General features: G+C 49.0%; 12 protein-coding genes. 3 read left to right on the top strand and 9 right to left on the bottom strand.

Annotation, left to right across the window (positions count from 1 at the left end; all coding sequences use genetic code 11):
* Positions 1 to 117 precede the first annotated feature (117 nt).
* From J2X05_RS00465 to J2X05_RS00435, 7 genes are all read right to left on the bottom strand, one after another.
* The gene (locus J2X05_RS00465) at positions 118 to 789 is read right to left on the bottom strand and encodes a hypothetical protein (RefSeq protein ID WP_310067275.1); all 672 of its coding nucleotides are present in this window, start codon (positions 787 to 789) and stop codon (positions 118 to 120) included.
* 92 nt (positions 790 to 881) lie between these two features.
* Complete coding sequence (locus J2X05_RS00460) at positions 882 to 2,216, bottom strand: DUF58 domain-containing protein (RefSeq protein WP_310067274.1); 1,335 nt, start codon at positions 2,214 to 2,216, stop codon at positions 882 to 884.
* Between the two features lie 22 nt (positions 2,217 to 2,238).
* The gene (locus tag J2X05_RS00455) at positions 2,239 to 3,267 is read right to left on the bottom strand and encodes an AAA family ATPase (protein ID WP_310067272.1); all 1,029 of its coding nucleotides are present in this window, start codon (positions 3,265 to 3,267) and stop codon (positions 2,239 to 2,241) included.
* Entirely contained in the window at positions 3,260 to 4,801 is a 1,542-nt protein-coding gene (locus J2X05_RS00450; RefSeq protein WP_310067271.1) for a DUF4350 domain-containing protein, read from the bottom strand. The genes J2X05_RS00455 and J2X05_RS00450 overlap by 8 nt, the downstream gene beginning before the upstream one ends.
* Positions 4,798 to 6,417, bottom strand: coding sequence for a DUF4129 domain-containing protein (locus J2X05_RS00445; protein ID WP_310067268.1), 1,620 nt, complete (start codon positions 6,415 to 6,417; stop codon positions 4,798 to 4,800). The genes J2X05_RS00450 and J2X05_RS00445 overlap by 4 nt, the downstream gene beginning before the upstream one ends.
* Positions 6,414 to 7,403, bottom strand: coding sequence for a stage II sporulation protein M (locus J2X05_RS00440; protein WP_310067266.1), 990 nt, complete (start codon positions 7,401 to 7,403; stop codon positions 6,414 to 6,416). Before J2X05_RS00440 ends, J2X05_RS00445 begins: the two co-directional genes overlap by 4 nt.
* A gap of 10 nt (positions 7,404 to 7,413) precedes the next feature.
* A complete protein-coding gene (locus tag J2X05_RS00435; RefSeq protein ID WP_310067265.1) occupies positions 7,414 to 8,091 on the bottom strand; it encodes an RDD family protein in 678 nt (225 codons plus the stop codon).
* A gap of 207 nt (positions 8,092 to 8,298) precedes the next feature.
* Here J2X05_RS00435 and J2X05_RS00430 point away from each other — a divergent pair, with 207 nt between their 5' ends.
* The 3 genes from J2X05_RS00430 to lipA all read left to right on the top strand — a co-directional run bounded on the left by J2X05_RS00430 (position 8,299) and on the right by lipA (position 10,404).
* Positions 8,299 to 8,571, top strand: coding sequence for a YbeD family protein (locus J2X05_RS00430; RefSeq protein ID WP_310067263.1), 273 nt, complete (start codon positions 8,299 to 8,301; stop codon positions 8,569 to 8,571).
* A gap of 70 nt (positions 8,572 to 8,641) precedes the next feature.
* Entirely contained in the window at positions 8,642 to 9,247 is a 606-nt protein-coding gene (lipB, locus tag J2X05_RS00425) for a lipoyl(octanoyl) transferase LipB (protein WP_374725247.1), read from the top strand.
* Between the two features lie 125 nt (positions 9,248 to 9,372).
* Positions 9,373 to 10,404, top strand: coding sequence for a lipoyl synthase (lipA, locus tag J2X05_RS00420; RefSeq protein ID WP_310067260.1), 1,032 nt, complete (start codon positions 9,373 to 9,375; stop codon positions 10,402 to 10,404).
* Positions 10,405 to 10,426: 22 nt separating this feature from the next.
* Here the strand turns inward: lipA and J2X05_RS00415 are convergent, their stop codons facing one another.
* Together J2X05_RS00415 and J2X05_RS00410 are read right to left on the bottom strand one after the other, a co-directional pair.
* Entirely contained in the window at positions 10,427 to 11,077 is a 651-nt protein-coding gene (locus tag J2X05_RS00415; RefSeq protein ID WP_310067257.1) for a putative glycoside hydrolase, read from the bottom strand.
* Positions 11,078 to 11,258: 181 nt separating this feature from the next.
* Positions 11,259 to 12,383 carry a glycoside hydrolase family 43 protein gene (locus J2X05_RS00410; protein WP_310067254.1) on the bottom strand — a complete coding sequence of 375 codons (1,125 nt, stop codon included), beginning with the start codon at positions 12,381 to 12,383 and terminating at the stop codon, positions 11,259 to 11,261.
* Positions 12,384 to 12,427: the final 44 nt, after the last annotated feature.

The raw sequence follows: 12,427 nt of genomic DNA, 5'->3' as shown, positions 1-12,427 counted from the left end.
TCAGCAATATTACTTGCAATAATGGCTTGTCGGTTTTCTAACTCCATAGTTCGCTAGCTATTGAAAAAATATAATTATTCGCATTGAGACTCGAAGGTAACTCATCCTGAGTGGATTTTAGTTATCTGGTTTTTCTGGCAGTAATGTGAAAATTCTGAAGTTGAATATTGTTAATAAAATAGCAAATAGTGATTCTGCTGCATGGTATAGGGCGATAGTGATGGGATTCCAAAAGTCCATGTTATAAAAGGTTCTCTTAATAAACCAAAACGGAACATTTGTCGCGAGCCATATAATGATAAAACCGGCGAATATTATTCCCTGATACTCTTTAGTTGCTTTCCAGCTCAATCTAAAAGCATCAACTGGTGATCTTTTATAAAGAATGCAATAAAACTCCGAAAATGAAATACGAATCATGACAATAATGGCAGGGACTATAAGTAGTAAAAGTCCAGTTAGGATCGCGATTGTCGCAATAATATAAAGCCCAACAATAGGAAGCCAAAGTTTAAGTGCTAGTTGGTAGTATTGTTTTCTCTGTAAGAATTCACCACTTATTACAGAAGACATGTAAAGAATAAATACGCATTGGTATATGGGGAATGTCAACATGTATGGAAGCATGGCGAGATATTCAATGTATTCAATATCTCTCGCGTAGTGAGCGATAGCAGCAGAAAAAGTGCTAACGGCCATTATTAATGGCATGATTAGGGCAATAATACTAGCCAAGTTGTTTTTGAAAAAACGCCAAGCGTCCGCGATAAGTGGTAATGAATTATTCATATTTTCTGTGTTAATTCTTAGGTCTTTTGTTGTTAAATTTTCGGTAAACAATTAGCGAAATGAATTGCTGGGTAGTATTCTTGTGAGTATGTCTACAAAATCCCAGCACTCTTAATTTCCAAATACGCATTCGCGACACGCACTGCTAATTCGTTGGCGGTGCAGTCAATTGCATAAACACCAGCGGCAGTGAGTTTGCGGTGGGAATCGCGACGTTCATGTAAAAAACGACGGACACCGGCATAATTTAGGGAATCATCAAAAGTTTGCACTGGAGCGTCATTGAGTTGGTCGAGCACTTGTTCGCGGATGTTGGCGACCATTACCAGATGGCGTTTCTTGAGCAGGTTGACGGCAAGCAACAATTCGCTGTTGTCTTCATCGCGCGAGTTGGTAACTAAAATGACCAGCGAGCGTTTTGGTTGGAGGAGGGCGAGTTTTTCTGCGGCGGTAATGTAATCCGCAGTGGATTGGTTTGCGTGCAAATCGTAAATGCCGTTGAGCAATACTTTGACTCGTTCAACTCCTTTTTGTGGCGGAATCCAGCGGTGTTGGTTGCCGAAACTCATCAGGCTCACGTTATCGCCTTGGCGCAATGCGATGTAACTCACCAATAGCATTGAGTTGAGCGCGTGGTCGAAATGGCTGAGTTCATCATCTTTCGCACGCATACGACGGCCGCTGTCGATCATCAATACAATTTGTTGGTCGCGTTCATCTTGATAATCGCGTGCAATTAATTTCTGCCGACGCGATGTCGCTTTCCAATCCAATTGGCGCAAACTGTCGCCCTGGCGATATTCGCGCAGCTGGTGAAATTCCATGCCCGCACCACGGCGCTGTTTCCTTTTAATACCAATTTGGCTGGTGTGATTTTCGGTGGCGAGAATGGCGTAGTTGGCGATGGCGACAAAATCCGGAAATACTTTGGCGGTAGTTGTCTCACCGGCCCAATAACGGATATGCCATAAACCCAATGGGCTTTTAAATTGGATATGGGTTTTATCCAATTGCAGTGAGCCCCGCACCAGTGGACGCAATGAGTAATGGTTGGTGCTGATTTTGTTGGGTTCCAACTCAATGCGCAGCGGTAAATTTTCGTAGTTGGCATCGGCAGGTACGCCATCAAAAATCTGGATGTTTACCTTGTCGGTAAATTGATGGCGGATGCGCAGTTTTACTTCGGTCCATTTATCAACCGCAAGATTGCCCGGTAGTTCACGCGTAATTTCCACCGGCGGCAAGCGACGCGATAATAGCCAGTCGAGTAATGCGATAACAGCTGCGGCAATAAATAATCCCTGTGGCAAATAAGCAGCGGCACTCCATTTAAAATAATGGGCGCTAAAGGCGTTGATAAATACCAGCGCTGCAAGCAGCGCGAAGGCAGTTATCAAACGTGTGCTGGGAATCCATGTTCTGCGCATAATATTTTTTTCAGTAAGGGAATCAATGTCTCGGAGCTTCAACCTGCAACAAAATATTGTGCAGAATCCGCTCGGCAGCGATGCCTTCAATCGCCAATTCCGGTGATAACAAAATCCGGTGACGCAGTGCCGGGATAAACATTTTTTTCACATCGTCCGGTGTTACAAACGAATTATTGTTTAGCAGCGCATAGGCGCGTGCTGCAGAGAGCAGGGCGATACAAGCACGGGGGCCAGCGCCGCGTGAAATGCCAGACCAGCTGCGTGTAGCGCGTACCAGTTTTACTACGTACTGCAAAATTTGTTCGTCTACGGTTATTTGTTCTGCAATTTTTTGCAGGCTTAACACATGTGCTGGTTTTAATAATGTGCGGATATGCTCCAGACCAAAACCGCCTTGTGATTGTGAAGTTACCTGGCGCAACATAAATTGCTCATCGCTCTCACTTGGGTAATCAATAATCACCTTCAACATAAAGCGATCAAGTTCTGCTTCCGGCAGCGGATAAGTACCTTCTTGCTCTATCGGGTTTTGCGTCGCTAGCACCATAAATGGCTCACCGGTTTTAAAGGATTCGCCCTCAATAGTGATTTGCCCTTCCTGCATTACTTCAAGCAGTGCCGCCTGGGTTTTGGCGGGCGCGCGGTTGATTTCGTCTGCGAGTAATAAATTGGTGAACGCGGGGCCTTTGCGGATTTCAAATTCTTGTTTGGCCATATTAAACATCGCATGGCCAGTGACATCGCTGGGCATTAAGTCGGGTGTGAATTGCACGCGTGAAAATTGCCCGCCAAAACATTTGGCGAGGCTACGCACCAATAAGGTTTTACCCAAACCGGGTACGCCTTCAATCAATACATGGCCGCGTGCGATCAGAGCAATCAATACCTGCTCGATTACGGCGTCCTGACCAATCAAGACTTTTTTAATTTCATTCAGTAAATTGTTGGCAACGGTACTTGCCTGCTGCAAACGATTTTGCAAACTCTCATCGGCATCCGTTGCTTTGTTAGTTTCAATGCTGTCGTTGTTGCTAGTTGACTCAGTCATAATTGCTTCCTGAAAGTTGCTTTCTGATAGTTTGCAAATGTGCAATCGCTGCGGCAAATTCCTGGGGATGGTGCAGGCCGTCGGCGAAAAGAGCTTGTTTAATATCGGCTTGGGAAATGCCGGTTAGTTGGTGTAAAAATTCAAGGCGCTGTTCACCTGATGCTTGATCCAGATTGGGATGCTGCTCATCCAAACGCTCCAGAATTTCTTTGCGCAATATGTTGAGTAATTGCGGGTGCTGTTGTTTACGCCAGAGCAACATGGCGCTGGCATAAATATGTTCGGCCAGGCTACGGCGCCCGCTTTGTTCAATAACCAATACCGGACCAAAACGCACGCTGAGTGCCCAGAGCCACAAAACCAGTGCAATCATTCCGGCGATGACACCGTAGCTGGCATTGCGCCACAAAATGCTCGCGAGTGATGGGGCATCCTGATTAATTAAAAACCATACGCGGCCATCTGGATTCACCAATCGCCAGAGTCCGTAGGCGTGGTCGTGACAGTCAATGCGCTGGTTTGCCCAAATAGTGTTGTCGCTGGTGATGGTGACTGAGCCTTCACCTATATCAAAGTAGAGCAGGTGCTCACGTTTTTCATCGTAGTGATAATCCTCTTCCGCATCTGTTTCTTCTTCAGCTACAGATTCAGTTTCTTGCGCATCATCAACGGTAAGGTCTTGATCTGTTGGTGTTTCACCGCTCTCTGTATCTTCCTTATTATCGTCATGAGCGACATAGTCGTAATAAATAAATTGGCTGCGGCGACTGAAATCAAAATTCAGTGGCTTTTCTTCGTCGGCAAATTCAACCGCTGTAGGTGTTTCTTTTAGGCTGCAACGGTAATAATTTTCCGGTTTTTCATCTTTTTTGGTTTTTGTATTTTTATCGCTGGCGTTTTTATCGTCCGACTTATCCGCTACTGTTTTTTCGGCAGATTTATCGTGCTTCGCGTCTGATGCTTTCTCGTCAGATTTTTTATTATCATTTTTATCATCCGCGGATTCGCTATCGGATTCGTCTTCTTCGTCAAAACCATCGGCGAGCATTTCCAGCAGGTCGCGGGTATCAGCGTCAGTTTCTTCGGGGAGCAGCTCGATATTAAAATCGTTTAGCAGCAGATCTTCTTCACTGGTGTGGGTGCCGATAAACGGATTTTGTGTTGAGGTAATCAGGGTGCCGCCCGCTTCCACCCATTCATAGAGCGAGTCGTAACGTTCCTGAGTCAGCGTTTTATAGCCGTTGATAATCACAATCGTATCTTGCGCACCGAGTTTAAGGTTGCGCCAGGAATGTTTATCCAACAGGCTCAGGTTTTTTACTGTAGTGGCTTGCACGCCCTGTTTGCGCAAGAAAATTTCGGCGGCAAGGAAATCGTTTTGTCGCGCTTCTTTTGAATAGCCTAGATCGATTTCTTTCTCTTCCCACTCCAGTGTGGTGTACCACCAATAGCCCAATCCACCCAAGACAGCGGCCAACGCGCCGATAATCAATCCGCGCTGCAAACGGGTTAGCGATTCTTTTGCGTCACTCACTCGGCAGCTCCCTGTGCGTTTGCGTTGTTGCTTTGCTGCAACCAGCAGCTATTCCAGTTCGCACATAAATATTGCGCCTTCTCTGCAGTAGGCAATAAATGGCCATAGGCCAGCCGCTGCCATTCACGGGTAAGCGCAACAAAATAAGCAACGCGTGTTTGCGCAGCGCTATTCTTTGCAAAATATTCACGCATTAGTTCAGCGCATTCGCGCTCGGTATGGCCATCGTGAATATCCACGCCGCTATGAACCAAATGAAACAAGCTGGCGCGATAGAGCAGGGCGAGTGCTGCGCGCATATCGCCTGCTTGCAGAAGTTTGAGTGCATTGGTACTGATATCTTCCGGCAGGGATTCGCGGGTCACATCCATCCCGAACAGGGTCACCGGTTTTGCTTTGGGAGCGGGTGTAGGTTTAATCCGTACAAACTGCGCGGCCAGCCAATGACGATAGCGATAAAAAACAAAACCGATCAAGGCAAGTACGGCGAGCCATAAGAGTATCTCCAGTAAACTGGCGGCGGCGACAAACCCTTCAAAATTGGCCAGAAATTTAAAAAACTTTTTCCAGAAAGTTGATGTTTCTTCATCCTCTTCTGGTTCATCGAATTTCAATGTGCGCTGCATTTCCTTGCGGCTGAATTCAGTTTGTTGCAATACGGCTTTGATGGATTCATGCGCCTGGTTGCGATCAATTTCAGTGAATTCACCGAGCGGTTTATCGATCACTGCTTCGCCGGAGTATTCCTCAGTGGTTTCTACAGATTCCGCTACCGCAGGCAATTGTTCATCAGCATGGGCTTTCCGTTGCGCATCAGTGGCAAACATGCCAAGCCCCAAGGCCAGTGTCAGGAGTAATGACGGTAGTATCTTTGCTGTGCTGCGTTTATTGGCAATGCGGCGGAAGGCGATATCGATATCCCATGCCTCCAATTTAATGCGGCGATTTAAATAGAGCGCAAAACCACAGGCGACATAAAAAGGCGCAGTGAGGCTGAGTGCGAGATACCAGATGGATAATTGCAGCAAATGCAGATTGGAAGATTCCTGATCAAAAAAGAAATTCGCCCATTCGATATCAATTTCGCGTGGAATCAGCGCCCAGATAAAACTGATAATGCCGACCCATAAAAATATTTCCAGCGCGAGCCCCATAAAACTCATCCAGCTCGCAGGCGATGAATCTTCGCGGTGCAGTACACCCAAACGATCCTGACGGCGGGCACCACTTAATCCTTCCAATTGCAAGACCGGTAAATCCATACTGCGGGTTGGGCTGAGCCTTCTCCATGTCAGGCTGGAAAAAATTTGTTTCAAGGCGAGCGATGGAAATAATTTGAAGGTACTGCGCGTATCCGGCAGGTCATTAAATACCGCATGGCTGAGGATATGTAATAGCGGGCGTTCCAACACCGGTTTGAGCCACCACATGAACAGTGCTCCAACCCAAAACCAATTGTCGGGAATCAGCAGCGTAAATATAAAAAAGGGAAAACTCACCAATAGCCAGATTTTCATCATCGGCAGCCACCAGCGTTTGGCCATCAACAAACCGAGGTCAACCGCTTCCCAGGCGCTGCGTGGGCGAATTTCCAGTGTGACTTGATCCAGATTCATCCTTGGCCTCGCTCACCGCGCAAACTGCGCCCGCTGAAAACCAGATAGCCAATTACCAGCGTCCACAAAAATCCGCCGACCAAATATTTTTGCCAGGGCATAAGAATATTATTGGATGACCAAAAGGCTTCGATAAAAGCGGCGATCACTAACATGATAATCACGCCGTACACTAACTGGATGGCGACGAGGCTGGCGCGTTTGAGCGACTCTTTGCGCGTGAGATTGCCCGGTGCGAGCAATGCATAACCGAGTTTTAAACCCGCTGCACCGGCGATGCAAATAGCAGTCAATTCAAAACTGCCGTGACCGACGACAAAGGTAAAAAAAGTTTGTGTGAATTCAGCGTTGGTTAAATGCCCGGCGACTGCACCCATCAACAAACCGTTGTAGACGAGAAAAAAAATCGAGCCGATCCCAAATACAATTCCCGATGCAAAGGTGCGGAATGCCACGCTGATATTGTTGCTGATATAAAAACCAAACATCTGCACATTGGTATCGGATTCACGGGCGCTGCCGAGCGTGCGATTTTCCGGATCGTACATGCTTTCAAATGAACTGACTTGTTCGGGCGCGGTGACCGTGTAGACCAAATCCGGCTGCCACAGGATTGCCAAAAACATCAGCAGCCCCGGAACGTAAAGTAATGCAGTTGCCCACCAAACGTAGCGTTGTTGCTCGCGCACCAAGCGCGGAAATCCCGCCACAATAAAACTGGTGAATTGCTGCATAAAGGGTTGTTTGCGGCGATACAACTGCTGGTGGCCGCGCACGACTAAATCGCCGAGTTTATCCACCAAATGACTGGAGTAGTGGCGATCTTTTGCGAGCGCGTGGAAATGGCAGAGGCGACGATAGCGGCTGGCAAAACTCGCCAGTTCACTGCCCTTGAGGCGGCCGTCGGGTTTTTCCAGCTCGATAATTTCCAGCTCCATCACATGCCAGAGTGGTTGGTAGAGTTGTTCGAATTGTCCTTGTTTCATGTCATCGTCCTTACTGCTTGCCAACCATAGTGTTGGCCATTTGTTTGATGGCAATCACCGGATCTTTGCTGCCGATAACGGGTAAAAGAATTGTTGCCAATTCACTTTGGCGCTCGGCCGATAAATATTTACTGCGCTCGGCAAATGCGAGCAGGGCGCGCTGTTCGTCGGTGGAAAAGTCGGCGGGCACTGGCAACTGACCGCGCACTTCAAAACTGGGTTCACGCGCAGGCGGCGCCTCGTAAATCACCATGCTGCCAGCGGCCAAATCGCCCAAACGTTTGAATTGGCGGTTGCACAGGCTGGCGACAATACCGGTGAGGTAGAGCATGGGCAGGAAATCGACAAAGCGTAATAAATTGCGCAACAGCGAGGGGCCGAAGGTGATGGGTGTGCCATCGTCGTTAACTACGCGAATGCCCATCCATTTTTTACCGGGGGTGCGGCCCTGGCGGGTAACTTCAAAGAAGACGGGATAAAACCATTCGAGCAAAAACGCGAGTATCAGCGCTATGCCGGTACCCATGCGCCCAAGCAGGGACAGGGCGATAAAAATCACGGTGACTATGCCGTAGCGGATCAGGATATCCAGCAATTGCGCCAGTACTCGCACGCCAAAGCCAGCGGGTGTCAGTGGGAGCAGGGCGCCTTCCGGGGTTTCAAGTGATTGGCGGGTATCGAGTAACAAATCCAACTGTCCTTATGCTGCGACGAGTCTGGCGCGATGCCGGGTTATGTCGCTTAAATTATATTTTCTGGGGTGTTTGGTAATTGGCGAGAATAGCGGATCTAGCCTGCGCTGAATAGCGGATTGCGGCGCATTTGAAGCTTGCGAAGCGGGATTTTGTCCCCATCTAGGCGTTATAATTCACGCCTTATCATTTCGGGTTTATCTATGTCCCAACAACAACCCCCCAAAATCGAATTCCCCTGCGAAAACTATCCCATCAAAGTATTGGGTGAAGCCGGGCCTGAATTGCATACCTACGTGGTTGAGATCATGGAGCGCCATGCGCCGGGTTTCGATCAAGAGCGCATCACTGTGCGCGAAAGCAGCAAAGGTCGGTATCACTCAGTGACTGTGTGGATCACCGCTACCGGTGTTGAACAGTTGACCGCAATCCACGAGGATTTGCGTGTTAATACCAATATCAAGATGGTGATGTAAATTGTCGTCAGCTCGCGTTTTGGAGGTGATCAACCTCGGCCTGCAGGATTACCAAACCAGCTGGCAAGCTATGACCGACTTCACCAACCAGCGTACGCCCGAGACCATCGACCAACTGTGGTTGGTTGAGCATCCTCCCGTCTTTACCCAAGGGCAGGCGGGCAAGGCGGAGCACTTGTTGTTCCCCGGCGATATTCCAGTAGTGCAAAGTGATCGCGGTGGGCAGGTGACTTACCACGGGCCTGGTCAGTTGGTGGCTTATCCACTTCTCGATTTGCGCCGCTTGAAGATCGGGGTGCGCGAGCTGGTGACTTCAATCGAGCAAACTATTGTCGCGACCTTAACGCATTACGGGATTGAGTCGGCGGCCAAGCCGGATGCTCCCGGCGTTTACGTCAATGGCGACAAGATCGCCTCGCTCGGGTTGCGCGTGCGCCGTGGCTGCAGTTTTCATGGCTTGGCGCTGAACGTGGCGATGGATCTTGCCCCCTTTCAGCGGATTAATCCCTGTGGTTATCAAGGCTTGGCGATGACGCAGATGAAAGACTTATTGCCCAATCCCCCCGCTCTGGAGGATGTACAAACCCAACTTGTCGCAGAATTTGCGCGGAAATTGGGCTATGAAACCTGTACAATGCGCGCCATCGAATCTGGTCGGGAGCCGGGCAAGGGCTAGTGCGACACGCCGTAAATCCATCCCTGGAGGCTCGGCACCACCATCCATGGTGGCGCACGGTCGCACAATCCCTTACCCGACTCCCTCTGTGCCTCCAATGAGGTCGAAAAAGCAAAGAGCTTCTTATGTCTGATCTGCCACCCGTATCTACCTTCGTACCCGAACTGCAACCGGTCAAACGCACCGAGCGTTACAAGCAGGGCGAAAAACTGCGCGATGCCGACAAGGTCGAGCGCATTCCGGTAAAAGTTATCGCCAGCGACCGCGAAGAAATCCAACGTAAACCCGATTGGATTCGCGTGCGTATTCCCGCATCGCCTGAAGTGGATCGCATTAAATCGATTTTGCGCAAAAATAAATTATCGTCCGTGTGTGAAGAAGCTAACTGCCCGAATTTGGGTGAATGTTTCAGTGGTGGCACCGCGACCTTTATGATCATGGGCGATATCTGCACCCGTCGCTGCCCCTTCTGCGATGTTGGCCACGGCAAACCCAATCCGCTCGACGAGCAGGAGCCGCGCAAACTCGCTGAAGCCATTGCCGAAATGCGTTTGAAATATGTGGTGATCACGTCAGTAGACCGCGATGACCTGCGCGACGGTGGTGCACAACATTTTGCCGACTGTATCCGCGAAGCGCGCGAACTCAGCCCTAAATTACAAGTAGAAGTCTTGGTGCCGGATTTCCGCGGTCGCATGGAAATCGCATTGGATATTCTTGAAAAAGAAGCGCCCGATGTATTCAACCACAATATGGAAACTGTCTCGCGTTTATATCGTCAGGCGCGTCCCGGTGCGAACTACGAATGGTCGCTGCAATTGCTCAAGCAATACAAAGCGCGTCGCCCCGATGTATTGACCAAATCGGGTTTGATGGTTGGCCTTGGCGAAACCAAAGAAGAAATTATCGAAGTGATGAAGCACATGCGTGAGCACGATATCGACATGCTCACCATCGGCCAATATTTGCAGCCATCCAAAGATCACTTACCTGTAGAGCGCTACGTGCACCCCGATGAATTTGCCGAGTACACTAAACTCGCCGAAGAAATGGGTTTCAAACACGCCGCCTGTGGTCCATTGGTACGGTCTTCATACCATGCAGATAAACAAGCTCACGGCGAAGAGTTCAATATCAACAACTTCGCCAAGGCTTAATCATTTCATCCTGCTAACTGGATCAGGGTTGCTCGACGCAGCCCTTTTCCCCCTCCAGTAATTTTTCCAAACGAATATTGGTAATACTCACGGTGAATTTGCCATCGGTTGCAATGGTGAAGGGGCCGGTGATTTTGCTTAAATCAAAGTTGTCGCTTTTGAAACAATTGAGTGGTAGTGGCAACGAGAACCACTCACCCTTGGGCATTTTTTTTATCATGCCATTAATGGTGATATCCGCGCGGCAGGGGTAGCCACAATCCAGTCCAATTTTCACGTCTTTGTCTGGTTTTACATCGACACGCATATCGATTGTCAGTGAAGCTGCATCTTTAAATTTAGATAAGTCGATGGCGTTGCCATAGAGACCGAAATTACCGACAACTTTTTTGCGCGGCGCCCAGGTAAGTTGGATGGCGTCACCAGAAGCTTTGAAGTCGATGGGGGCAACTTTGATTTTCTCTCCGGCTGATTGGCCTTCTCGCCCTTGTATCATCGTAGACCAGTTGCTGGGGTCGCCCAGTGAAATACTACGACCGATTAATTCACCTTTAACCAGATAAAAATAATTGGGATTTAGTGTGTTTTGCGCATGGCTGTTCAGCGGTGCAATCAGGCAGATGCTGGTGATTGCGGGCAATAGTTTCAGCAGCTTGGTGATGAAGTTGTGCATGGGGGTGATCTCGCGGGATAGTTATTATTGGGGTTTAATACACCACGAATAAGATGATTAATGGCGCGCAAACAATATTCACTCAAGCCAGATAAAAGTCAATTTCCCTATGAAAATAAAAGCCCCGGAGAGCTGTGCGCTGACCGGGGCTTTTTTAATTTTACCGTTATTACATGCAGGTCTAGTCGAGGTAAGTGTCAATGGTGTTGATTGTGCCATCGTCATTGTGCGTTAGTTCTGTCACTTTCACATTGCGCAAATGGGTTTGACCGCCAGAGAGTTGTGAGTCGTGGTAGAACAAATACCACTTGTCGTTGTGTTGCACTATGGAGTGGTGGTTGGTCCAGCCGAATACGGGGGTGAGCACTATGCCTTTGTGGGTGTAGGGGCCGTAGAGGTTGTCGGCAATGGCGTAGGCGATAAAGTGGGTGTCGCCGGTGGAGTAGGACAAATAATATTTGCCGTTGAATTTGTGAACCCAGGCGCCTTCAAAAAAGCGGCGATTGGTGTCGGTGCCGAGCAGGGGGACGCCAGCGCCATCGAGGATTTGAATATCCTTGGGTGGCTCTGAGAATTGCAACATGTCATCGCTCAACTTGGCGATTTTAGGGCTGAGTGCCGGCTCATTGCTGGCGGGGTATTTGTCTTCAGCGACGTAACTGCCGCTCGCCCAGCGCTGCAATTGTCCGCCCCAGATGCCGCCGAAAACCATGTAGTGAGCGCCGTCGTCATCTTTAAATACAGTTGGGTCGATACTAAAGCTGCCTTTGATAGGTTCTGGTTCTGCTTTGAACGGGCCGGTGGGTGAATCGCTGGTGGCGACACCCATTTGGAATATCCCTCCTTTGTTTTTCGCCGGGAAATACAAAAAGAATTTACCGTCTTTTTCTGCTGCGTCGGGTGCCCAGAGTTGGCGGCTGGCCCAGGGTACGTCTTTTAGATTCAGCGCTTCGCCGTGGTCGGTAGTTGCGCCTGTGGCCGGATCATAGGACAGCACGCGATAGTCTTTCATATCGAATTTATCGCCCTCGCCATCGGTAGTGACGCCGGTTTCAATATCATGCGATGGATAAATATAAATTTTGCCGTTGAACACGCGCGCTGATGGATCGGCGGTGTAGATGTCGGTGACCAGCGGCTGGCTGATAAATAACGCTGGGTCAGCCGGTGTAGGCGCAGCTGCGATTGAGCTTGCGGCTGTCGATGTTGCTGCGGTATCGGCCGGAGCGGATTTGTCCTGGCAGCCTGCGATTAGCAGGCTGCCAGCGATAACACTGGCGGTCAGGAATTGGTGTTGGTTTGTCATAGTTATTGTCTCGTTATGGGTTGTGTCGTTGTTATCTTGCCAAC

The sequence above is a fragment of the Cellvibrio fibrivorans genome (assembly GCF_031457055.1).
Classification (GTDB): domain Bacteria; phylum Pseudomonadota; class Gammaproteobacteria; order Pseudomonadales; family Cellvibrionaceae; genus Cellvibrio; species Cellvibrio fibrivorans.
The sequence above is the reverse complement of the archived record's forward strand: the minus strand, read 5'-3'. Positions and strand labels throughout refer to the sequence as shown.